Annotated in this window: 19 protein-coding genes; 17 read left to right on the top strand and 2 right to left on the bottom strand. The window is 49.6% G+C overall.

The features are described 5' to 3' along the window. The first annotated feature begins 197 nt into the window (after nt 1-197). The 17 genes from NSB28_RS13560 (at nt 198) to NSB28_RS13480 (ending at nt 21,660) form a co-directional block, all read left to right on the top strand. A complete protein-coding gene (locus NSB28_RS13560; protein ID WP_109625860.1) occupies nt 198-1,688 on the top strand; it encodes a S10 family serine carboxypeptidase-like protein in 1,491 nt (496 codons plus the stop codon). Then, nucleotides 1,675-3,117 (top strand): M61 metallopeptidase family protein, encoded by a 1,443-nt coding sequence (locus NSB28_RS13555; RefSeq protein WP_257497793.1) that lies wholly within the window; start codon nt 1,675-1,677, stop codon nt 3,115-3,117. The genes NSB28_RS13560 and NSB28_RS13555 overlap by 14 nt, the downstream gene beginning before the upstream one ends. After that, nucleotides 3,114-4,331 carry a metal-dependent hydrolase family protein gene (locus tag NSB28_RS13550; protein WP_109625858.1) on the top strand — a complete coding sequence of 406 codons (1,218 nt, stop codon included), beginning with the start codon at nt 3,114-3,116 and terminating at the stop codon, nt 4,329-4,331. The genes NSB28_RS13555 and NSB28_RS13550 overlap by 4 nt, the downstream gene beginning before the upstream one ends. Before the next feature lie 169 nt (nt 4,332-4,500). Further along, nucleotides 4,501-4,617, top strand: a complete 117-nt coding sequence (locus NSB28_RS13545; RefSeq protein ID WP_243134949.1) for a putative holin-like toxin — start codon at nt 4,501-4,503, stop codon at nt 4,615-4,617. Between the two features lie 466 nt (nt 4,618-5,083). Further along, entirely contained in the window at nt 5,084-6,934 is a 1,851-nt protein-coding gene (locus tag NSB28_RS13540) for a peptide ABC transporter substrate-binding protein (RefSeq protein ID WP_109625857.1), read from the top strand. Between the two features lie 136 nt (nt 6,935-7,070). Further along, nucleotides 7,071-7,991 carry an ABC transporter permease gene (locus tag NSB28_RS13535; RefSeq protein ID WP_109625856.1) on the top strand — a complete coding sequence of 307 codons (921 nt, stop codon included), beginning with the start codon at nt 7,071-7,073 and terminating at the stop codon, nt 7,989-7,991. Nucleotides 7,992-8,001: 10 nt separating this feature from the next. After that, a complete protein-coding gene (locus NSB28_RS13530; protein ID WP_109625855.1) occupies nt 8,002-8,934 on the top strand; it encodes an ABC transporter permease in 933 nt (310 codons plus the stop codon). 18 nt (nt 8,935-8,952) lie between these two features. After that, entirely contained in the window at nt 8,953-9,999 is a 1,047-nt protein-coding gene (locus NSB28_RS13525; protein ID WP_109626029.1) for an ABC transporter ATP-binding protein, read from the top strand. Further along, entirely contained in the window at nt 9,996-10,958 is a 963-nt protein-coding gene (locus tag NSB28_RS13520; protein ID WP_109625854.1) for an ABC transporter ATP-binding protein, read from the top strand. Before NSB28_RS13525 ends, NSB28_RS13520 begins: the two co-directional genes overlap by 4 nt. Nucleotides 10,959-10,973: 15 nt before the next feature. Continuing rightward, nucleotides 10,974-12,161, top strand: a complete 1,188-nt coding sequence (locus NSB28_RS13515; RefSeq protein WP_109625853.1) for a MalY/PatB family protein — start codon at nt 10,974-10,976, stop codon at nt 12,159-12,161. A gap of 25 nt (nt 12,162-12,186) precedes the next feature. Further along, entirely contained in the window at nt 12,187-14,244 is a 2,058-nt protein-coding gene (locus NSB28_RS13510; protein WP_187374385.1) for a S9 family peptidase, read from the top strand. Further along, nucleotides 14,237-16,249: a S9 family peptidase gene (locus NSB28_RS13505; protein WP_187374386.1), complete on the top strand. Its 2,013-nt coding sequence runs from the start codon at nt 14,237-14,239 to the stop codon at nt 16,247-16,249. Before NSB28_RS13510 ends, NSB28_RS13505 begins: the two co-directional genes overlap by 8 nt. 28 nt (nt 16,250-16,277) lie before the next feature. Then, entirely contained in the window at nt 16,278-17,219 is a 942-nt protein-coding gene (locus NSB28_RS13500; RefSeq protein ID WP_109625850.1) for an ornithine cyclodeaminase family protein, read from the top strand. A gap of 17 nt (nt 17,220-17,236) precedes the next feature. After that, nucleotides 17,237-18,610 carry a M61 metallopeptidase family protein gene (locus tag NSB28_RS13495; RefSeq protein ID WP_109625849.1) on the top strand — a complete coding sequence of 458 codons (1,374 nt, stop codon included), beginning with the start codon at nt 17,237-17,239 and terminating at the stop codon, nt 18,608-18,610. Between the two features lie 14 nt (nt 18,611-18,624). Continuing rightward, nucleotides 18,625-19,578 carry an L-lactate dehydrogenase gene (locus tag NSB28_RS13490; protein ID WP_109625848.1) on the top strand — a complete coding sequence of 318 codons (954 nt, stop codon included), beginning with the start codon at nt 18,625-18,627 and terminating at the stop codon, nt 19,576-19,578. Nucleotides 19,579-19,714: 136 nt separating this feature from the next. Continuing rightward, a complete protein-coding gene (locus NSB28_RS13485; RefSeq protein ID WP_109625847.1) occupies nt 19,715-20,359 on the top strand; it encodes a helix-turn-helix transcriptional regulator in 645 nt (214 codons plus the stop codon). A 368-nt stretch (nt 20,360-20,727) separates the two neighbouring features. Then, nucleotides 20,728-21,660, top strand: a complete 933-nt coding sequence (locus NSB28_RS13480) for an AEC family transporter (RefSeq protein WP_187374387.1) — start codon at nt 20,728-20,730, stop codon at nt 21,658-21,660. Here the strand turns inward: NSB28_RS13480 and NSB28_RS13475 are convergent. Both NSB28_RS13475 and NSB28_RS13470 read right to left on the bottom strand, forming a co-directional pair. After that, the gene (locus NSB28_RS13475; RefSeq protein ID WP_109625845.1) at nt 21,655-22,404 is read right to left on the bottom strand and encodes an N-acetyltransferase; all 750 of its coding nucleotides are present in this window, start codon (nt 22,402-22,404) and stop codon (nt 21,655-21,657) included. The genes NSB28_RS13480 and NSB28_RS13475 overlap by 6 nt on opposite strands. A gap of 120 nt (nt 22,405-22,524) precedes the next feature. After that, nucleotides 22,525-23,421, bottom strand: a complete 897-nt coding sequence (locus tag NSB28_RS13470) for a helix-turn-helix transcriptional regulator (RefSeq protein WP_109625844.1) — start codon at nt 23,419-23,421, stop codon at nt 22,525-22,527. Nucleotides 23,422-23,471: the final 50 nt, after the last annotated feature.

The raw sequence follows: 23,471 nt of genomic DNA, 5'->3' as shown, positions 1-23,471 counted from the left end.
AAAATCCCATCGCCGGAGGCGATTTTAAATGGATTTTTGCATGTAACTGTGAAGGTACTGAACAGTTACAAAAAGATGTAACTATTCAGCAGGTCTGTGCATTTGCTGCACAGGCCGTGAGAAAATGATTCAAGGGTGCAAAAAAGCCCGCCACAGAAGGCGTTCTTGAAATGTAGCAGACTAGAGGAGGAACGGATATGAAACAGAATAAGCTGCCGCCGGGATATACTACTGAGAGGTTTACGCCCGGTCGGTTTGAGGAGAAGCACAGTGTTAAGATACGGGGCGTTTCTGTCCCCTTTCAGACTATAGGAGAGGACTGCCTCTTTTACTCTGAATCAGGGGAGGCGGAGGCGTCTGTTTTTTCATTCTCTTATATGAGGACAGGGACGGAAAGTAAAGGCCGCCCGGTCATGTTCTTCTGGAACGGGGGACCCGGCTCGGCAACAAGCACACTCCATCTGGAATGTTTTGGGCCGTGGCAGATGGACAGAGATAAATCAGGAAAGCCGGTCTACGGGCTGAAGGAGGACGGGGACTGTCTGTTGGATATCTGTGACCTGGTTTTTGTGGACCCTGTAGGAGTGGGATATTCCAGGCTCCTTGACCCGGGGAAGAGAGAGAAATATTACAGTGTGGACGGAGATGCCAGAAGTACGGCATTTTTCATAGTACAGTGGATCAAAAAATATAACAGATGGGACAGCCCCCTCTATCTCTGCGGAGAAAGCTACGGCACGGTCAGGGCCTGCCGGGTGCTGGCGGAGCTGGGCAGGAGCCCGTATTCTGAGAGCAGGATGGTGCTTGGAATACCTGTGGCAGGAGCAGTGCTCATCGGGCTGGCCACATCTGAAGATGAGAGCGGAAGGCCCATGGAGCCGGGGCTGGATCTTGTTACAGCCATGATGCCGTCTATGGCGGCAGTCAACTGGTATCATCACCCGGAGGGAAAGGGACGCCTGGAGGATTTTGTGGAGGAGGCGTGGAGCTTTGTGAAGGATGAGCTTTTGTCGGCCCTGTTTGAGGGGGACAGCTGCCAGGATGAGAGGGTCAGGGAGCTTTCGGGGAAGCTGGCCTTTTATACGGGAATGGAGAAGGAATATTTTGTACGAAACCGCCTCAGACTTGAGTCAGAGGAAGATTTTATGCTGCAGGTAGCGGCAGATAAGGGAGGGAGAGCTGATATCTATGATGGCAGACAGCTGACACCCCTGCAGGAATCGTATAATTCCATAGGTAATGAAAATGTACCCCTGGCGGTCATGAACGGACTGCTGGCGCCAAAGCTGGGGATCCATATGGAACGGCTGTACTATACAGGAAATCTGACGGTTTATCCTCTGTGGAATTTTGAGACAGAAGAGGTGGAGGATAAGCGGACTCATATCCAGTGCCTGAAGGCAGCCATGGAGAGCAATCCACAGATGCATCTGCTTATGGCCAGCGGCCTGTACGATCTGTGTACCTTTGCGGGAAATACACGTTATGTACTGTCCCACAGCGGCCTTCCCATGGAGAGGGTGACGGCCCGGGAATATGCAGGCGGACATGGCGTCTATTCATCAGAGGAAGGAAAACGGCAATTTCTGCAGGATGTAAGGAAAATGCTTACAGAGCGGAAAATTGAAGGGATGGTGCCAGGGCAGAGCCCTGAAAGTGAGGAGGTAACTGTTGGTGAGAGAGCTTGAATACAGACTGACACCCCTGTGGGATGGCCGGAAGATACCGGGAATGCAGGTAAATATCAGGGAGGATGCGCCTGAAATAAAAAAAGGCGGAAAATTATTTACTATATTAGAGAACCTGATCAGGTATCCCTTTACCTGCCCCAGGGAAGAAATTGTTGTTGAAGATGAAAAGGGGGAGGTTCCTGTCATGTTTGAACAGGAAGAGAAGTTTCTGACACGGAGCCAGGCGGCATATGTACTCAGGGACACAAAGGGCAGTGTTTCACTTTCATATACCTGCCATTTCCATGAGGCCACAGGCAATCCCCCCTACGACATGGGGTATGAGGGCAGCGGCGCTAATGGGACGGGAACTGCCTTTCTGCCGGAGTTTACTGCTGACAGGTACAGGATCAGGCTTCTTTGGGACATGTCAAAGCTCCCCGAAGGATGGGAGGCAGTTACCACCTATGGCGAAGGCGGGATTGACATAGAGGAGGCGTCATCTGCTCTTTTATACTGCTACTATTACATAGGGAAGATCTGCAGGGAGGAAAAAGAGAACTTCGGTTTTTACTGGTATGAGAACCCTCTCTTTGACGGGGAGGCTATCGGCAAATGGACTATGGGCCTGTATGAGAAGATGGCCGGCTTCTTCGGGGATGAGGGAAAGACCTTCAGGATATTCATGAGGGGGAATGACAGGGGACAGATGAATGGAATGGCCCTGCCGCGCTCCTTCATCCTGCTCTATGAGAGAGATAAAAAGTACGGGATCGACGATTTTGCCGGTCTGCCTGAAGGGCTTTTAGAGGAATATGACAGGGATAATTACAGCTGGCATAATCATATGCTCACGACCCTGCCTCATGAGATGGTGCATGTGTGGACTACTGTGCCGGATGAACCATTTGGAAATATGACATGGTTTGTGGAGGGGACGGCAGAATACTACGGCCTTCTGCTTCCGTACAGATTCGGGCTCATGTCCGTAAAGGACGCACTCACAGTTCTGAACCTGAGGGCACTGCGCTACTATGAGAACCCTTTTGCGGACTCTGATGACTACGAGCCCATGCAGAGGGCTTTCGGGGACAGCGAGCTGATGAGGGTCCACTATGGCCGCGGGTTCTTTTATCTGACAGCTGTAAACAGAGATATACGCAGAGCTTCAGAGAATAAACTGTGTCTGGATGATCTTGTCATGAAGATACTTGAGTGCCAGAAGTCAGGCATTGAGGTGACAAATGAATTGTGGAACCGGGAACTGAGCGCCATGCTGGGCTGTGATTCCAGGCCTGCATACGAAGATATGCGCAGAGGCCGCCTTTTCGTGCCGGACGGGACATTCCTGGGAGATAATATAAAAGTGAAAGAAACAGAGGGGAAAACCAGAAGGGAGCACAGGACATGCACAGTGTTCCAATTTACCGGGGAGGAGAAAGTATGAAAACAAAGGAGAATATATTCATTATAAAAGGCAGGCTGATAGACGGCTGCCATGACACATGTATAGAGAAAGGCGCTGTGGCTGTTGAGGGGGAGCGCATCGTATATGCGGGGGAGGAGAGAGGATGCCCTCTGAGCGGATACCCGGTATACGAAGCTGAGAATGGGACCATCATGCCGGGAATGATCGACTGTCATGCCCACCTCTCAGGGGAGGAGAGCCAGAACAGGCAGGGCGGGTCTGCATATGACAGCCTTCTGGCCGCTGCCCATGACATCGGTATACTGGTGGATGCGGGCATAACCGGGGTGAGGGATATGAGCAGGTTTGGCCCGGCGCTTAAGAGGGCCGTCGGGGCAGGAATTTTAAGAGGGCCAAAGATCATGCCGGGAGGCCGGGTGATCAGTGTCACTGCGGGTCATGTAGATACTGACACAGAGATGAGCGTGGAGGAAGTAAATGCCAAAAGCCTGATTGGTTATCTGGCTGACGGGAAGGAAGGTTGCCTTAAAGCTGTCAGGACGCAGTTCAGGGAGGGGGCGCAGTTTATAAAGATCTGCGCTACAGGAGGAGTTTCCTCCTCAGTAGATAATCCCAATGATATCCAGTATTCAGAGGAAGAGCTTCAAGTCATGATAGAGGAGGCAGCCAGGCGCAATTCCTATGTAGCCGCCCACTGCACAGGGCTGGCAGGCACAAAGCAGGCGATCAGGGCAGGCGTGCATTCTGTGGAGCACGGGGTGAACCTGGATCAGGAATGTGTGGATATGATGAAAGAAAAAGATATTACACTTGTCTCCACCTGCCATATCCCCCTGGGCTTTTCAAAAATGACAAGCCTTCCTGCGGATATGGTAGAACGCGGCATGGCATGCGGCAGGGCCATCAGAGAATCCTACAGGCTTGCCAGAAAAGCAGGAGTGAGGCTGGCCATGGGGACAGACTTTTCCAACAGCAGGAATACACCTTATGCACATATTGGGAAGGAACTGGAGGGCATCTGCGAATGCGGTTACACGCCCATGGAAGCTATACAGGCAGCTACCAGAAACGGCGCATACCTGATGAATACTGCCGGCCAGACAGGTACACTGGAAGAGGGCAGGCTGGCGGATATCATTCTGGTGCAGGGAAACCCTCTGGAGGATATCAGAGTGCTGGGGGATGCAGAGAATATCTTACATGTGTGGATCGATGGCAAAAGGCAGAAGTGAAAGAAGTTGTAATAATGTTACAGTAACAATTGTAAAAGTCCTTATATAGATTGAAATGAGAAAATACGTATGATAAAATAATGACAGGAAAGCACTCACGACAGGAGTGACAGCCTCCCGGAATTGTAAAACCGGAATGCCGGAATACATAGGAAAGGAGGTAGCGCCCATGACAGCATACGAAATCGTTTCGATTTTTATAGGAATATTAGCTTTGCTGATATCCTTTGGAAGCCTGATTGTAGCGTTGATCGCCTTTCTCGATAAGAGAAACAAGCGAAAATAAAATGCCCATCCTGTCTGATCCACAGGATGGGCGTTGTCCGTAAGGACATCTAACATCTAATCGGGAGCATCCACTTTTGGAGTGGGTGCTTTCTTTATGTCTTTATTATAATCAATTTATTTGCTAAATTCAAGTATTTTTTTATATCCTTGAGAGACAGTACTGTAATATTGCAGAAATAATAGTTGACAAATTGGAAAGGTTTTTGTATAATCCGAATTATAAACACACGTAGAAGTCCAGATGGATTCCAGCGGACAGCACACGGGGCGTCAAAGGAGACAAACGGTAAAAAATTGGCCTTTGGCGTCTTTTATTAGAAATTTGCACGTTGACGTGGCAAAGTGTTGACGCAAAAAACCGCCCATGGGAATAAGTTGATAAAAAGTCAATATTTTCCAGAAGGTCCATACAGGAGGGAAAGTGTAATTAACGTTACAGGTAGATAACCACAAGGAGGAACTCTATGAAAAAGAAATTGATCTCTATGATCCTGGCGGCCAGTATGTCGGCATCCCTGCTTGCAGGGTGCAGCACCTTTGAATCTGATAATTCTTCTTCAAAGACAAAAACAACAAAAGCATCCACGGAAGCAGCTGAGGATGATACAGAGACTTCTGCGGCAAAAGAGACAGAAGCGGCAGATGCAAAAGAATCCGCATCTGAGAACGAGACTGCTGACGCCGCCGGGGAAACAAAGGATACGGCTAAAGCAGAAACAGAAGAAGCAGAAACTAAAACTGAAGCAGAAGGCTCTGAGGCCACGGGAAGCGGTTCATTTGTATGGGCATGTCCTTCTCTGATCGGCATGAACCCTGTAAAGTCAAATTCTAATAATGATTACGATGTATATTATCTCACCCAGGCGGGGCTGGTAAGGCCTACTGAGGACGGATATGAGCCGGATCTGGCAGAGAGATGGGAGATATCAAAGGACAAGCTTACATATACGTTCTATCTGCGTGATTCAAAGTGGTCTGACGGGGAGCCGGTTAAGGCAGATGATTTTGTATATGCGTTTTCACAGTACCTGGATCCTGAACTGGCATGGATCAACCAGAGCTACCTGACATATATTGAGGGAGCGCAGGCTTATGCGTCAGGTGAAGGTAAGTGGGAAGATGTAGCTGTAAAGGCAAAAGATGATAAGACTCTCGAGATAAAGGTGACAAATCCGGGGACAGACCTGCTCACAGTTCTTGCCTTTATCACACCATATCCTCTGCGCCAGGATAAGATGGAGGAGTATGGGGATGCATACGGCTCATCTGTAGACAAGTCCCTGTACAGCGGTCCGTATACTTGTACAGAATGGATCCTGGACAGCAAGTATGTGCTTACTAAAAATGATACTTACTGGGATGCTAAGGATAACTGGCAGATACAGACGATCGAAGGCATGGAGATCGCAGACGACGGCACAAAGGTGGCGATGTTTGAAAATGGTGAGATTGACGCCATATATACCATCGGAGGCCAGTATGTAGACCAGATGACAGAGGATGGGGCAGCTGTTACACCGTTCTCTTCAAACGGAATCGAAGCTATGTATTTCAATGAAAATACGAAAAATGAGGCTGCAAAGGAAGTACTCTCAAATGCTGATTTCCGCAAGGCTCTCAGTTATGCTCTGAACAGAGAGGGTATCGCCCAGGCTGTAAATCCGTTATTCCACGGCTACAACAGGATAACGACAGAGGTATACACAGATGGGAACGGCAAGAAGGTTACAGATGAATATCCTGTAGAATGTGCACCCCTTGCAGGTGATGAGGAAAAAGCTAAAGAATATCTGGACAAGGCTCTGAAGGCACTGGGATATGCAGATGCGTCCGAGCTGCCGGATATGACACTGATGAGCTATGAGCGCGATGACCACAAGCTGATGGGTGAGATGATGGTAGACGCATGGAAGAGCATTCTTGGGATCACCAGTATTAAATATGAGCAGTACCCCATCAATACAGCCATCGGAAACTTTTATGCCCTGTCCTTTGACATGTTCGTCATTGGAACAGAGGGCGGTGTCTTCCCTTACAGCAATGCAATGAACTTCAAGACAGGGGGCGACCTGAACCCGGGATACTGGTCAAATGAAAAGTACGACAGCCTGATCGCCAAGATCAGTGAGAGTACTGACGCAAAAGAGCAGAATGATATCCTGAACCAGGCGGAACAGCTTATCCTTGATGAAGGCATATACTGCCCGCTGTACATGCAGGGCCAGGCTACAGTTGCCCAGGACTATGTGGAAAACTTCAGTGTGGCTAAGAAGGGATACGGATATTTCTTTAAAGACCTCAAAGTAAATAAATAGAAAAAAATAACTGTGAAAACACTGAACAGTTACCTGTAAATGATCGAATTAACTTGAAGAGGGATACCTGGCATTATAGTTTGGCATTTGATGCCCCGGGTCCCTCTTTCTGTTACATAAAAGGCGAGGTATACCTATGAAAAAATACATTTTGCAGAGGGTAGTGATTTCCCTGGTTACGGTCTGGCTGATCGCTACCTGCAGTTTTTTCCTGATACATGCCCTCCCGGGCGATCCTTTTTCAACAGAAAGGATCATGAGTGTTGAGACAAAGGAAAAGATGCTGGCCTACTATGGCCTGGACCGTCCCATCCTGGAGCAGTACGGGACTTTTATGAAAAACCTTCTTCACGGCGATTTCGGATATTCTCTGAAGAATCCGGGGCAGTCCGTGAATGGAATCATCGCGGAAAAGTTTCCTGTCTCCGCCATGCTGGGAATTATGTCGTGGCTTGTCTCTCTTCCCCTGGGACTGCTGTTCGGCATCCTTGCAGCCAGAAAGCACGGCACTGCTGTGGACTATGGACTGGTGGCATTTTCAGTGCTGGGCGTGTCGGTGCCGGTATTTATCGTGGCATCCCTGTTCCAGTACTTATTTGCCATCAAGCTGGGCTGGTTCCCTGTATCCAGATGGAGAGGGTGGAGCTACACCGTGCTTCCTGTGCTGACCTTAAGCTTTGGCAGCATTGCAGGCAGGACAAGATCTATGAGGACGCTGATGTTTGAGGTAATGAGTGAGGATTATGTAAAGACAGCCAAGGCAAAGGGGCTATCCGCCAGGGAGATAGTCTGGAGGCATCAGATAAGAAATGCGATCATTCCCATGATTCCCACTATGGGAATGGAGATCGTGGGTATCCTCATGGGATCCTTTGTAGTAGAAAATATATTTTCTATTCCGGGCATAGGAGCGTACTTTGTGACGTCAGTGCAGTCTCTGGACTACTCTATGACTCTGGGACTGACAGTATTCCTGGGAATATTTGTGGTAGTGGCTAATTTCCTGGTCGACCTGATCTATGGTCTGGTAGACCCGAGAATCCGTGTGGCGAAGTGAGGTGGCAAAAATGAATGAAGAAGTGAAAAACAGCTGTGTGTCTGCAAGTGATTTTGTGCGGGTGGACCGCGGCATGGATTCTGATGTGATCGCACGCCCGTCCATCAGCTACTGGAAGGACGTGTGGCGCCGCCTGAAGACAGACAAGGTGGCGATCATCTGCATGGTCTATCTGCTGATCGTCATTGCCATGGCGGTTCTGGCCCCCCTGCTCAGTCAGTACTCCTATGATTCTACGAATCTGTCCCATTTGAATGAAGGACCGTCGGCAGCGCACTGGTTCGGAACAGACCAGGCAGGAAGAGATTTGTGGGCGCGCATCTGGGTGGGCGCCAGGATATCCCTGCTCATTGGATTCGGCGGCGCCGTGGTGCCAATGATCGTGGGAACTTTGATCGGAGGTATCTCCGGCTACTTCGGCGGCTGGGTGGATATGGTGATCATGCGTATTATAGATGTGGGGGCATGTATACCTGATCTGGTGTATATAACCCTTATCATGCTCTTTTTGGGAGCTGGTCCTGGTTCTATCGTCATAGCTATAGCCATATCAGGCTGGATGGGCACTGCCAGGTCGGTGAGGGGAAGGATGCTTCAGTTTAAGAACAGGGAATTCGTGCTTGCATCCAGGACACTGGGCGGAAGCGGGCTGCACCAGATATTTTCATCTATCCTTCCAAATATCCTGGGACAGCAGGTGGTGAGCCTGACGAGTATGATACCGGCAGCCATTTTTATGGAAGCTTACTTAAGCTTTATAGGCCTTGGCGTGGCCTCACCCATGACATCCTGGGGCCAGCTGGCCCAGACAGGGCAGAAGGTGTTCAGGCAGTATCCGTACCAGCTGTTTATCCCGGGCGTTATTATAAGCGTGACAATACTTGCGTTCTACCTGTTCGGGAACAGTCTGAGAGACGCTATGGATCCGCATCTGAGAAACTGATAGGGAGGAAGATAAATGATGAGCGACAAGAAAGGACATCTGCTTGAGGTAGAGAATCTGGCAGTTTCTTTTGATACATATGCAGGTGAGGTGCAGGCTGTCAGGGGAGTGGGCTTCCACCTGGATGAGGGTGAGACGCTGGCTATCGTAGGTGAGTCCGGCAGCGGCAAGTCTGTGAGCATGAAGATGGTCATGCAGCTTCTGGATATGCCTCCCGCCAGGCTGAAATCCGGCAGCGTCCGCTATAAGGGCGAAGAAATGACAACGAAATCAGATAAAGAGATGGAGAAATACAGAGGCAGGGAATTCTCCATGATATTCCAGGACTCCATGACAGGGCTGAATCCGACTATGAGGATCGGGAGGCAGCTCTGTGAAGGGATCATCAAGCACCAGAAGGTAAGCAGGGCTCAGGCTGAAAAAACAGCTATAGAAATGCTGACCCAGGTAGGGCTGCCCAATCCGGCTGCGATCTACAAACGGTATCCTCATACATTGTCAGGGGGACAGCGCCAGAGGGTCATGATCGCCATGGCTATCAGCTGCAATCCGTCTATTCTGTTTGCTGATGAACCCACTACGGCCTTGGATGTGACAATGCAGGCGCAGATATTAAAGCTGATGCGTGACCTTCAGAAAAAGACAGGGACGGCTATTATACTTGTGACTCATGATCTGGGGGTTGTGGCCAGCATGGCTGACAGGATCAGCGTTATGTACGCGGGCCAGATCATAGAAGCCGGCACAGCCCAGCAGGTTTTCTACAATCCCAGCCATCCATATACATGGGGGCTTCTGGGTGCTATGCCGAACATGATCCAGGAGGTAAAGGAGGAGCTGTATTCCATACCGGGCACGCCTCCGGACCTGTTTGCCCCGCCCAGGGGCTGTGCTTTCGCAGCTAGGTGTGAATACTGCCTGGAAGCCTGCCTGAAGGAAGAGCCGGGATATTATAAATGTTCAGACGGCCATGTGTCAAAGTGCTGGCTTATGGACGAGAGGGCAAGTGAGGTAAAGCCGCCTGAGGGCGTTTACACAAGGCCCAGGAAGGAGGCGTCGGTATGAGCGGACAGCCGCTGATTCAGGTAAACCATCTGAAGAAATATTTTAAAGCCGGTCCCAAGGCAGTCTTAAAGGCTGTGGATGATATCAGCTTCTCAATTGAAAAAGGGGAGACGCTGGGTATGGTAGGTGAGTCGGGATGCGGCAAAACAACAGTGGGAAGGACACTTCTGCAGCTGTATGAGCCGGATGCGGGAGAAATCTTATTCAAAGGAAAAAATATCGCGGGATGCTCCAGGAAGGAAAAGAAGCAGCTGACGAGAGAGATGCAGATGATCTTTCAGGATCCCTATGCCTCATTAAGCGGGTTTAAGACTGTGGGAGACATTATAGGAGAAGGACTGGACATCCATAAAATATACAGGAAGCGGGAAGAGCGCCAGGACAGGATATATGAGCTGCTGGAAATGGTGGGGCTTCACCGTGAGCATTATAACAGGTTTCCCCATGAATTCTCAGGAGGGCAGAGACAGCGCATCGGCATAGCCAGGGCCCTGGCGCTGAATCCCGAGTTCATTGTCTGTGATGAGGCTATCTCAGCTCTGGATGTATCTATCCAGGCACAGGTCATGAACATGCTGATCAAATTTCAAAAAGAGATGGATCTGACTTATCTGTTCATCTCCCATGACCTGTCTATGGTGCGCCATATATCTGACAAGATTGCCGTGATGTATCTGGGGACTATGGTGGAGTACGGGGATATGGAGGAGGTCTATAACCATCCGGCGCACCCCTATACCCAGGGGCTTTTAGAGGCCGTGCCAATAGCAGATCCGGATTATGAGAGGAGCAACCCGCACCATATCATGGCGGGGGAAGTGCCAAGCCCCATCAATCCCAAACCGGGATGCAGGTTCTGCGGCAGATGCCAGAGGGCTACAGATATCTGCAGCCAGGAGATGCCGCCGCTTACAGAGGTGGCTAAGGGACATCTGGCGGCATGCCATCATCTGAAATAACCAGGAGGAAGAAATGTGTTGAACGATTCATTTAAACAGATCGTCCCAAGAGATAAGGACAGTCTGAAATATTGCATTACGCCTGAAAAGGTAAGGGAAGCCGGCTATATGTCTTTTTCAGCTGCCGAGATGGATTTTCCCACAGCGCCCAGCATTATAAAGTCAGTAACAGAGATGGTGCAGAGGGGGATATTTGGCTTTACACTGATGACTGATGAGTATAAAGAGAGAGTTATCTGGTGGATGAAGAATGCCAGAGACTGGGAGATAGATCTGGACTGGATAGTGCCCACTATGGGCACCATATATTCCGTAGCCACTGCCATACGTATGTCCACAGCAGAGGGGGAGGGCGTGATCGTACAGAATCCGGGGTACCACAGATATGCCCAGGCAGCAGAACGCCTTCACAGAAAAGTTGTTGTCAGCCGCCTGAAGGAAGAGGACGGAAGGTATACAATGGACTTTGAGGATCTGGAAAGATGCATGGCTGTTCCGGAGAACAGGCTCTTCGTTCTCTGCAATCCGAATAACCCTACGGCCAGAGTGTGGACAAGGGAAGAACTGACAGAGGTGGGGAGACTTGCCGCAAAGTACGGTGTCATTGTATTCTCAGATGAGATATTTGCCGAGGTGACCTTTGACGGGCACAGGACAGTCCCCTTTCTGGAAATACAGGAGGGGCTTGCGCAGGCTATAGTGTGCACATCACTGGGAAAATGCTTTAACTTTACAGGGGTGAACCATGCCAACGTACTGATTGCAGATGAAAACTTAAGAGAACGGTTTATTACACAGAGGAATGCAGACCATTACGGCAGTCTGGAGCCTTTTGCCTATGCATCTGTCATGGGTGCATATACACCGGAAGGGCTGAAGTGGAAAAATGAGATGACCGCCCTTGTGGATGAGAACAGGAAGAAAGTGCTGAAGGCATTTAAAGAGGAGTTTGCGCCTAACTATGTCTTTCCCATTGAGGGGACATATGTCTGCTGGATCCACTGGAAGGGCATCGTCCATGACGGAGCAAGCCTGAAGGACTTTCTTGTGCAGGAAGCTCTGCTGGCCCTTGACGGCGGAATGGATTATGACGAGGAGTGCCAGGATTACTGCCGCATGAATCTGGCTACCACACGGGAGCAGATGGACAATGCCCTGGACAGGCTGCGCAGGGCTCTTAAAAAACAGGGCTGCAGGTCTTAAGACAAAGGAGGAAGCAGGAGAAAGTATGGGGAAAAAGTTTACAGCACAGACAATAGAGCAGGTCAGGTACATGTCATACCCGGCGGCACACCCGGACGGACATGAGGCTGTATATGTGTGCAGTATGCACAGGAAATCCGATGGGAAATACCAGAGCTGGCTGGTGCGCACCGATGCTGTCACAGGCAGGAGGGAAGAGCTTACTGACAGGGAGTGCGAGAACGCTTTCCTGCCCAGATACAGCGGGGACGGAAAACATCTGGCATACTTATCCGACAGGACTGGAGAGAAACAGCTGTGGATACTGGATCTGGAGGATGGAAAAAGGCGCAGGCTCACAAGCCTCAGAAGAGGTGCGGACTGGTATGATATGAGGAGGGACCGGGAAGAATTCCTGATCCAGGCAGGCTGTTATCAGGAGGAGATTGAAAATGGGACATGGGATAAGGAGATGTCCTCTGAAGAGAGAAAAGCGTGGGAGGCCAGGAAGGACAGGGCTCCTGTTGTCATTGACAAACCTTTCTGCAAGGATAACAGCGCATATGGCCTGCTGGACGGCAGGGTTGACAGGATAGTGAAGGTTTTTCCGGACGGGAAGATGGAGCTGTTTGGCGGGATAAGCTTTAAGGCCAGATATCCTGTCTATTCCAGGGATGGGCAGAAGGCTGCATTTTACGGATTCCCTTACAAGGGTGTATGGGAGCCTGATCCTGAGGTATTTATATGCGCCGGTGACGGCAGCGGTCTGAAACAGCTGACCCGGAAAGGGCGTCCGGTGACGGAAGATCCGCCCTGCTTTAACATGGATGGTTCAGCTGTGATCTATTCGTCCTACTATGAGGGGAAAGAAGGAGGATGTGAGGAGAGGCTTTACCAGGTTTCTGCAGAAGACGGGCAGGTAACGGCTCTTATGGGAGATGTGGAGGAGACAAAAAGCCACGGCATTAACGGAGCACCCTGCAGCAGGACAGTTTACGGAACGGAAACGCCCTGCTACCAGCTGAATAAAGAGGGAAGTGAGATCTGGTACAGAGCTTCCTGTGAGGGATACGAGAGGGTCTTTGCCCTGTCCCTGGATGGCACTCAGAAGATCAGGGAGGTGACAGAGTTTCCCATGTCCGTACATTCCTTCTGTCTGCCGGCAAACGGCAGGATGTTCTTTACAGCGGGCGATTATACAACCATCACTGAACTGCATGTGATGGATATGGAGACAAAGAAGTATACGCGGCTGACAGATGAGAATCTGTGGCTGAAGGAGTACGATCTGTCAGTGCCCCGTCTGATATGGGTTCCCACGGCAGATAAGAAAACCAGGATACAGGTCTGGGTCATGGCGCCGGCCAATATGGAAGAGGGAAAAAAATATCCCGCTATTCTGGATGTGCACGGCGGGCCGGAGTGCAGCTATACGGTTGACTTCTGGCATGAATTCCAGGCAATCGCGGCAGACGGCATGGCAGTTGTCTACTGCAATCCCAGAGGCAGCCTGGGATACGGCGTGGAATTTTCCCGGGATGAATATTCCTGGGGGGAGGGAGCGTGCCAGGATCTGCTGGGAGCAATAGAGGCAGCGGCAGAGCTTGGATTTATAGACAGTGAAAGAGTCGGCATCACAGGGGGCAGCTACGGAGGTATGATGACTAACAAGATGATAGCAAAGACGGACCGTTTTGCAGCCGCAGTCACACAGAGATGCCTGATCAATACAGCCACATCCTATGGATGCGGGGATATGGGATTTGAATCCAGACGTCTGAAGGAAGGAGAATCCCTGCAGATGATGAAGGTGCTGGAGAGAAGGGCGCGAAGCTGCCTGATGGGCCAGATCGATTCTATCTCCACGCCTCTTCTGATACTTCACGGCTACAAGGATTACCGCTGTACGTTTGAGCAGGCAGAACAGATATTTATCGGCATGAAGGAGAGAAATCCCCAGGTGCCTGTGCGCATGGTGATGTTCCCTGAGGAAAATCATGACATTACAAGAGAAGGCAATCTTTATAACCAGATATGCCATCTGCAGGAGCTTATAAACTGGTTCTGCAAATATCTGAAGGAAGGGGGAGATGCAGATGAATAAGCAGGTTTCCGCATTGGAAGACTACCGCCTGATCGAAGAGCTCTCAGGAGGGGAATATCTGGCAGATGCAGGGCTTTTTGTCTGGTGCCGGACAGCCTGGGATGAACAGCTTCAGGCAGGGAGGAGCAGCATACTTCTTAAAAATCTGGCGTCAGGTGAAGAACAGATGCTGACAGCAGGAGGGACCACGGAAACGTCCCCGCGTTTCAGACCGGACGGAAAGAGTGTATCTTTTCTCTCCAATGCAGAGGGAGGAATGCAGATATGGTGTACCTCTCTTGAAACAGGAGAATGCAGGAAGATAACAGCAGTGCCCGGAGGGGTCACTTCTCCTCTGTGGTCACCTGACGGGAGGATGATGTCCTTTCTATCAAGCCCGGTGAAGCCTCCTGCTCCTACATATATTGATGAGCTGTACCCGGCAGGGACAGTCAAGCCGGTGGTAATAGAAGACTTTGGCTACAAATTTGACGGGGCGGGTTTCATACAGCCGGGCCATACCCAGCTGCACACCGTGGACGTGGAGACAGGTGAGATCATCTGCCTCACCCAGGGAAACTGGGATGCCCTGCATCCGGCTTGGTCTCCTGACGGACAGGAGCTGGTCTATCTGAGCGGACAGGAGAGAGGTAAGGAGGAGGCGCTGGCGCTTGACCTTTTTATGGTCCCTGCCAGGGGCGGCAGTTCCAGAAGGATATCATCCAGGGACTGGGCAGTCTCTTACCCAAATCCTGTGAATCCAGTCTTTACGCCTGACGGCAAGTGGGTCATTATGGCATTTATGGATTCCTCCATGGTGCAGGACCCAGGATTTTCAGCAGGATATCCCCTGTGCCGCCTCCACAGGGTAGCTGTGGACGGCAGTGAGGATGTGGATATTTTCCAGACCACAGAGGAGTGCTTTGACTGCGTGGCTTTTCCGTATTTTGGCGGGACGGCAGGCTGTCAGGAGAAAATGCAGGTATCAGAGGACGGGCGTTTTGTCTACTTTATCAGCGGATGGAAGGGACAGTGCAATATTTACAGAGCTGCAGTTTATGGTGAGCCAAAGGTGGAGCTGCTCTCAGGCGGTGAGCAGAATTACCGGGGGATCGGAAAACCCCAGAATGGCAGGATGCTTGTGGCAAGAAGCGATTTCTCCCAGCTGGGCAACTATTTTCTTATGGATGTGGAGACAGGAGAGACAGGGGAACCCCTGACATCAGCAAATGACTTTATAAAAGACAGGGCCATCAGCCGCCCTGAGACAATGGTTTTTGATACTCTGGATGGAAGGGGCAAAGTGCAGGGCTGGATCATACCGCCTCAGAACAGAGCGGAGGGGAAGAAGTATCCGGCTGTATTGTATATACACGGAGGCCCTCACCCGTTCTGTCCGTTTGCCCTGGAATATCAGTACCAGTGTCTGGCGGGAAGAGGTTTTGCAGTAATCTACTGTAACTTCAGGGGAAGCAGCAGCTATGGGAAGGAGCATCTGGATCTTAAGCTGGCCTACGACGGTACAGCTGCCTATGATTGTCTGCAGGCAGTCGATGAGGCTGTGCGCAGATATGAATGGATCGACAGGGAGCGCATTGGTGTGACAGGAGGCAGCTATGGAGGGTATCTGACCACATATCTGGCGGAGAAGACTGAGCGGTTTAGGGCATGTGCGGCACAGCGCGCCGTGTACAGCGAACTGATGCAGTATGCCAGCTCGGACATGCAGGGTTCCAGCGCCGGATATAAGAATTTTGAAGAATTTATGGTGAACTGCCTGAAGAATTCTGTGGTTGCATATGCAGAGGACATCCATGTGCCGTTCCTTATCCTTCACGGGGAGGAGGATTACAGGTGCCCTGTAGAAGGAGCCCATCAGATGTTCACAGCTCTTAAGGAATGCCATCCTGATCTTCCTGTGGAAATGATACTCTGGCCCAGGCTGAACCATGATATTCCCCGGGATATAAGAGAAAAGACAGAATACCTGGAATATCTGATCCGGTGGTTTGAGAAATACCTTTAGATATAAAAACCGTAAGGGAGGTTTCAAGATGAAGATCGTAGAAGCAAAGGAAGTATTTGAGCGTCTGACTATGGAGAAATGTATAGGCCTGATGAAGGAGGCATTCATAGCTCTGGAATCCGGCAGGGCTGTGCAGCCCATGAGATCTATATGCCGTCTGCCCCATGGAGAATCCTTTGGATTTATGCCCGCATATCTGGGTGAAGGAGATTACTTCGGGGCAAAGGTACTAAATGCGTTTCCTCAGAATGCAGGGACGGGCTATCCGTCCCATATAGGATATGTAATGATGTTTGAGGCAGTACATGGCTGCTGCGTGGGCATGGCCGATGCGGGAGCCATCACGCAGATAAGGACAGGAGCAGCCAGCGCGGTGGCTGCTGAGCTTCTGGCGAAGAAGGATGCCAGGGTACTGGGGATCATAGGAGCCGGTGCCCAGGGGCGTTCCCATCTGGAGGGTATGCTCTGTGTGCGGCCCGGCCTCAAAGAGGTCAGGGTCTATGATATCAGGCCTGAAGCGGCAGCAAGCTATAAGGCGGAGATGGAAGCCAGATTTGGAATTAACGTGACCGTGGCGGCTACAGCCCGGGAGGCTGCAGAGGAATGTGATATCATCTGCACTCTAACACCAAGCAAAGAGGCATATCTGAAGGCTGAGTGGATCAAACCGGGCGCCCATATCAATGCTGTGGGCACCTTCACACCCTCCACTAGGGAGGTTACGTCAGAGCTTATGGCAAAAGCCAGGATCTATGCAGATCAGGTGGAGGCCCTGAAGAAAGAATCGGGCGAGTATCTTGTGCCGCTTCAGGAGGGGCTTATAACGGAAGATCAGATTGTGGGGTCTTTGGGGCAGGTGCTTCTGGGAGAGGCGCCAGGGCGGAAGGATGAAGAGGAGATCACTTTATTTGATGCCCTCGGTCTTGCAGCAGAGGACGTAATATGCGGCAGATATCTAGTAGTCCAATAAGAATGGAGGAATTAAGTATGGTCAGATTACCCCAGGTGGAAACAGAGATTAAGCCGTTTTGGGAAGGGAATACAGTTGGCGGTGCAGATGTGGTCATCCGCATCCGGGGTGAGGAACATCCCGGCGGCAGCCTGATCTGTGATTTCAACCAGGATCTGTATGGAATTCCCTGCAGCGTGGACTGGGACAGCTTTTATATGGAGGATGAGGCTGGTGAGCTGGGATATACTGCAGATGATGAACGTATCCAGCATCAGCTCCTGCGCAGCATTACAGCGGGACGTGATACAAAAGGCACCATAACTATCACCTACAGAAATAAGTTCCTGCCGGCCAGGCCAAACCCTGTCATGGATATGGGACAGGAGGCAGGAGGCGTGTCCGGGTCGGGAGAGAACTGGATGCCCAGGCTGACTCAGGAAGAATATGAGCTGGACATGAAAATTTTCAAAGACGGGCTGCCGGACGGGGCAAAGGTCCTCTGGTCATATGGGGAGGAACATATCAGCCGGACCATGAAGAAGGCTGACCTTCAGGAAACATTTTATTATTTTGGCCTGGCTAAAGGAGTGGAAAATAAAAATTTCGGCTATTACTGGTTTGACAGGGAAGGCTTTGACGCTTCAGAAATCGCTGTATGGACAAGTGAAGTCTTTCTGAAAATGGCTGATTTCTTCAGGGATGACAACGAGGCGTACAAGATTTTCGCAAGGGCCCGCCAGTGCCGTAAAAGCGGAGGCACAGCGCTTAAGAGATCTTATTCTTATATCTACGATCCGGATGCCCTTCCCACTATGACGGAACTGAAGTTCCTCTTTCCTCATGAGATGGTGCATAACTGGGTAACACTCCTGGATGAGCCGTTTGGGACGTGCACTTGGTATGTAGAGGGCATGGCAGAATTCTACTGTCTTGTTCTGCCATGGAGATTCGGGCTGGCTTCCAGGGAGGAACTGCTGGAGCAGCTAAATGACAGGGCAGAACAGTATTATGAGAACCCGTGTGCCGCTTATCCTGCAAATGAGCTGGGTGATCTGCTCTTTAAAGATAAAGAGGCCACGACAGTTCCATACGGACGGGGATTTTTCTACCTGATGGCAATAGATTCCCGGATAAGGGAAAAGACAGGAGGCAGCAGGTCCCTGGATGATGTGATGTTTGCCATCCTGGAGAGGACAAAGGCAGGAGAGGTGCTTCAGAATGAGGCCTGGCTTCAGGAACTCTCAAAGGTGCTGGATGGAGATGTGAAAGAAGAATTTGAAGCAATGATGAAAGGAGCTGTCATCAGCCCCATCATCAGCTGCTTTGACGGAGCAGATATTGAAATTATAAAAAAAGAGGGGATTTCCAGGAGAGATGGGAAGCCCTGTGTTACATATGAATTCCGGTAAGAGGAGGGTGTCCTGTGATTAATGTTACAAAAGTTGTGATCGTGGGGGCGGGAGCCGTGGGTTCCACAGTGGCCTACAGCCTTGTGGTCAAGGGTATTGCCGCGGAGGTGGTGCTGGTAGACAGAAATATGCAGAAGGCCAGGGGCGAGGCCCTGGACATGCAGCACTCCATGGACTTCCAGAACAGGAACGTCAGGATCTACGCCGGGGATTACAGTGACTGCCATGATGCGGATATAGTTGTCATTACTGCAGCAGCCCCATTAAATGGGGAGACTGACAGGCTGGCGATGCAGGAAAAGTCAGAGGCAATAGTGGCTTCTGTAATCCCTCAGGTGATGGAGAGCGGATTTGACGGTATCTTCCTTGTGGTTTCCAATCCTGTAGATGTGATGGCGTATCTTGTCTACCGCCTGTCAGGACTGCCAAAAGAGAGAGTCATCGGGACAGGGACGGTCCTGGAGACAGCCAGACTAAAGCATGCCATCGGGGAGATCATGAACATGGACCCCAGAAGTGTGGACGCCTATGTCATGGGTGAGCACGGAGATACAATGATGGTGCCGTGGAGCCATGTCAGAGCCGGGGGAAAGAGCTTTGCAGAGATTCTGAATGATTCACCCCAGCGCTTCCCGGGAATATCCCTGGAGCAGATCGTTGAACAGACAAGGCTTGCAGGCCGGGAGGTGCTGACGGCAAAAGGCAATACCCAGTACGGCATCGCAAGCGCTGTCACAGGTATCGTAAAGGCTGTGCTCCACGATGAGAACAAGATGCTGCCAGTTTCAGTATTTCTGGACGGTGAGTATGGAGAAAGGGATGTGTACTGCGGTGTCCCGGCCATATTAAACAGAAGCGGAGTGAAGGAGATAGGGGAATTCCACCTGCGGGAGGAAGAAAAGGAGCAGCTGGGAAGATCGGCGGATACGCTGAGGCAGGCAATAAGAAGGATTAAAACTCTGCGTTGACAAATATACTCACTGTGGTTATGATTAATTCAGCTGCAGGCAGAGGGTTACTATTTACGGAACCGTGTTTTTAGAGGGGTTGCGAATAGTAACGGTATATGTGCGCGTCTGCCGGGATATATAATGGGAGGAAGTTATGACTAGAGATGAAGCCTATGATTTACTATATAAGCTGGCAAAGGGAATTTCTGAGATGTTCGGGAAGAACTGCGAGACTGTCATCCATGAGGTGAGGGATGGCGAGGTCTGGTCTATAGATATCTTCAATGGCCATGTGTCGGGGCGGACAGGTATGACGAATCAGGGGATATTCGGGGAAAAAATTGATATAGAAGTGTTCAGCAAGGAAAAGATGCTGCAGGATATCACGAACCAGCTGGTTATCCACCCGTCCGGGAAGATGATAAAATCGTCCACCTTTTTCTTAAATGGGGAAGATTACCAGTTTGCGCTTGGGATCAATTATGATATTACGCTGATGTCACAGATGAAGGGGCTGCTGCAGGATTTTACGTCCTGCCAGGGCGACCTGTTTTCAAATATCAGCCAGGATCAGACAGGAGAGATACATCTGGAAAATATCTTCCAGTCATGTCTGGCCATGTTCAATAAGCCCGTAGAGCAGATGAAGAAAAAAGAGAGGATGGCCGTGGTGCAGCTGCTGAAAGAAAGGAATTTCTTCAGCCTGCAGAAAAGCGTACCATATGCGTCAAAGCAGCTTCAGGTATCTAAGTATACGATCTACAAATATTTAAATGAGATAGAGACACCTAATCAATAGGGCAAAGGGATGCTGGACACAGCTTTCGCCGCACTCGCTTACACAGATAACCATCAAAACAAAAAATAGCTATCCTCTACTGCAATAGAGGATAGCTTGTAACTATAAATTGCACAGTTATCCAAAGCGCAATCATCAGACTGCGAAATGTCTTTTGATTACTTCTAAGTAAATTATACACGGGGTACTTGATTTTTTCAAGTACCCTTTTCATTTAATCCGTGACCAGTAACATGCTTTGTGGAGCCGAAAACTCTCCGTTGACAAATACATGCACTGTGGTTATGATTAATTCAGTTGAGAGAAGCGGCTGTATAGGCCTGTACAGTTACTGAACAGTTATGTATCTAATAAATAGGCAAAAGGGATTGGATAAGAAAATGTGGAATTCACTGGCGGAGACCATGCTCAAATTATTTCTGGCAATGGCCGTAGGATTTTTCTGTAATAAAAAAGGGATGCTGGACACAGCTTCAAATAAGAAACTGTCGGGCCTGATCGTGACTGTGACATGTCCGGCTCTTATTCTGGCATCAGTCCAGAATGTGGATGCGGCGCAGAAGGGGCAGGTCATCCTGCTGATATTCTTTGGACTGGCCATGTATATGGGCCTTGTCCTTTTGTCATGGGTGATGTGCAGGGTAATGCGTATCCCGGCTGAAAAGAGAAGTGTATGCCAGGTATTGCTTATCTTTGCCAACAGCAGCTTTATGGGGCTTCCTGTGGCACAGTCCCTGTTCGGGGACCAGGCAGTCTTTTTTACAAGTATGCTGCACCTGGGATTTAACCTGTATATGTACACGCTGGGGATCCATCTTCTGATGAAGGGCAGCGGGCGCACAGGAAAGAGTGACTGGAAAAGCATGGTCAATGCCGGAACCATCTCAGGTATCCTGGCACTTGTGCTTTTCTTCACAGGATGGGAGATACCGCCCATTGTCCATGAAGGCATAGCCTTTGTGGGAAACCTGACACCGGCACTGTCCATGATCGTGCTGGGCAGCATGCTGGCGGAATATCCTGTCAGGGAATTGTTCACAGATAAGCAGATGTATAAAATATCCCTGCTGAAGCTGATCGTATTCCCTGTCCTTATATGGCTGGCGGGGCGGCTGCTCTTTCCTGACGCCCAGATACAGGGCGTGATCCTTGTTTCCACAGCCATGCCAAGTGCAGCCCTCTGTGTCATGATGGCGAATAAATGCGGCAGCGGCGAGGAGACAGCGGCAGCCGGGGTATTCCTGACCACGATTCTCTCTATCGTCACATTTCCGCTGCTGTGCGGGATTTTGTTATTATAATCCAAGTGATTTTTTCAAACTTCCTTCATTCATCAGGGAGACTGTTTCAAATTTACCGTTGTAGAAGACAGCCCAGTTGTTGAAGATGCATGGTACATTCTTGGCCTTCTCTAAGGTATCTACGGCAATAAGACGGACGGGGATGCCGTTTTCGCTGCAGTAGTTTTTGATCTGTTCCAGACAGTTGGGGATAAACGGACACTGCATGCCATAATAGATAGTCAGGTCTTTGCTGCTGACGCTCATCTGCCTGACACTTTCTGTAAACGAGGGCTTATTCCCGTCAAAGGATAAAGCCAGAAGTTCATAGTCATCATTAATACTGTCAGCCACTTCAAAACCATATTTAAGCATAAATTTTTTATCCGTTAAATATGGTTTTTTCTTTTTGGAACTGAGTACGCATACCCCGGACTTCCCCTGTGCTTTAGCATCATTAATGCAGTATTCCAGAAGAGCTGACGCATAGCCTTTCCCTTTGAACGACCCTGACACCCAGAGACAGTATATATAGAGAAAATTATCACCCTGGACAGGTATCCATGCACTCTCAAGCGGCGCGTATTCTATAAAGACTTTTCCCTTTGCGTCCAGCTTGCGGAATACATGCCCCTCCGGGATGCGTTCCTTTAACCACTGTTTCTTGACGCCGACACCACACTGGTGCTTTTTATCTGCGATGGCACAGCAGAGATGTTCGGTTTCAATGTTATCGATTGTTATATTTTTAAATTCTTCACTCATTTTAATCCTCCGCTACTCCGGTATAATTCCCATCAAGTTATTTATTTTGAGCTATACCAGATATACAATTATTTTGTATTTATAATTACAAGCATACCATACATACCCTGACAACCTGTGTCATGGTTTGTTCATTTCATATATTTTTCTTGCTTCATTTGACAATACTTTTCTTAGATAAGCAGGCTCTAAAACCTCCGCCTGCGTTCCAAAGGAAAGCAGATAGCCAATCAGCCAGGAGTCTTCCGGCATTTCTGCGGATACGATCAGGCTTCCGTCTTTCTGCTTCCCGATATTTTCTGCCTCAAATTCATCATAGACACGGTAGGCCATTTCCTTTGAAAACTTAATGATGATCCTGTTGTAAGTTCCCTTTGGATCATCCTGAAGGTCCGGAAAATCAACAGGAGTGAAGTGTTCATCTAAAAGTGCCAGATCCGTAATGCGGTTGAATTTAAAGATGCGGAAATCCTGCTTATAAGTACAGTATGCCTTTATATACCACTCCTTTGATTTATACAGAAGCTTAAGGGGATGTATTTTTCTTTGGCTTTGTGTGCCGTAAGAGCTGACATAGGTGATGGACACAGCCTGATGACCGATGACGGCAGCCTTCAGCAGTTCAAATTTATCATTGTCCTGTGTCTTGCCGCCCCATCTGGAAAAATCCACTTCAAACCAGTTCTCTGAGCGGATATTAAATAGAGCAGACAGCTTAATCAATATTTCTTTTTCATATGTATTATCTATAACGGCCAGGCTCTGCAGAGCTGCCATGATATCCTGTTTTTCCTTATCTGAAAAAATAGATTTCTCCAATACATAGCTGTCCAGGATCTCTATCCCGCCATTCCTTCCTGTTGTAACGTAAACAGGAATGCCGGCGCTGCTGATGACATCAATGTCCCGGTAAATTGTGCGGATGGACACCTCAAATTTTTCAGCCAGTTCCGGGGCGGTAGCATGGCCCTTATCAAGCAGGTAGTATACGATACGGAATAATCTGCTTTCTTTCATCTCCTGTCACCTCCTCCGCTTATTATAGCAGATAATACCTGACATCTCAT

The sequence above is a fragment of the Murimonas intestini genome (genome assembly GCF_024622195.1).
In the GTDB taxonomy this organism is placed as follows: Bacteria; Bacillota; Clostridia; order Lachnospirales; family Lachnospiraceae; genus Murimonas; species Murimonas intestini.
The sequence above is the reverse complement of the archived record's forward strand: the minus strand, read 5'-3'. Positions and strand labels throughout refer to the sequence as shown.

Coding starts and splice junctions, on each gene's coding strand:
- NSB28_RS13540 (WP_109625857.1), top strand. CDS start 5,084: ATGAAAAAGAAATTGATCTCTATGATCCTGGCGGCCAGTATGTCGGCA.
- NSB28_RS13520 (WP_109625854.1), top strand. CDS start 9,996: ATGAGCGGACAGCCGCTGATTCAGGTAAACCATCTGAAGAAATATTTT.
- NSB28_RS13530 (WP_109625855.1), top strand. CDS start 8,002: ATGAATGAAGAAGTGAAAAACAGCTGTGTGTCTGCAAGTGATTTTGTG.
- NSB28_RS13510 (WP_187374385.1), top strand. CDS start 12,187: ATGGGGAAAAAGTTTACAGCACAGACAATAGAGCAGGTCAGGTACATG.
- NSB28_RS13560 (WP_109625860.1), top strand. CDS start 198: ATGAAACAGAATAAGCTGCCGCCGGGATATACTACTGAGAGGTTTACG.
- NSB28_RS13500 (WP_109625850.1), top strand. CDS start 16,278: ATGAAGATCGTAGAAGCAAAGGAAGTATTTGAGCGTCTGACTATGGAG.
- NSB28_RS13475 (WP_109625845.1), bottom strand. CDS start 22,404: ATGAGTGAAGAATTTAAAAATATAACAATCGATAACATTGAAACCGAA.
- NSB28_RS13495 (WP_109625849.1), top strand. CDS start 17,237: ATGGTCAGATTACCCCAGGTGGAAACAGAGATTAAGCCGTTTTGGGAA.
- NSB28_RS13485 (WP_109625847.1), top strand. CDS start 19,715: ATGACTAGAGATGAAGCCTATGATTTACTATATAAGCTGGCAAAGGGA.
- NSB28_RS13525 (WP_109626029.1), top strand. CDS start 8,953: ATGAGCGACAAGAAAGGACATCTGCTTGAGGTAGAGAATCTGGCAGTT.
- NSB28_RS13545 (WP_243134949.1), top strand. CDS start 4,501: ATGACAGCATACGAAATCGTTTCGATTTTTATAGGAATATTAGCTTTG.
- NSB28_RS13550 (WP_109625858.1), top strand. CDS start 3,114: ATGAAAACAAAGGAGAATATATTCATTATAAAAGGCAGGCTGATAGAC.
- NSB28_RS13505 (WP_187374386.1), top strand. CDS start 14,237: ATGAATAAGCAGGTTTCCGCATTGGAAGACTACCGCCTGATCGAAGAG.
- NSB28_RS13535 (WP_109625856.1), top strand. CDS start 7,071: ATGAAAAAATACATTTTGCAGAGGGTAGTGATTTCCCTGGTTACGGTC.
- NSB28_RS13470 (WP_109625844.1), bottom strand. CDS start 23,421: ATGAAAGAAAGCAGATTATTCCGTATCGTATACTACCTGCTTGATAAG.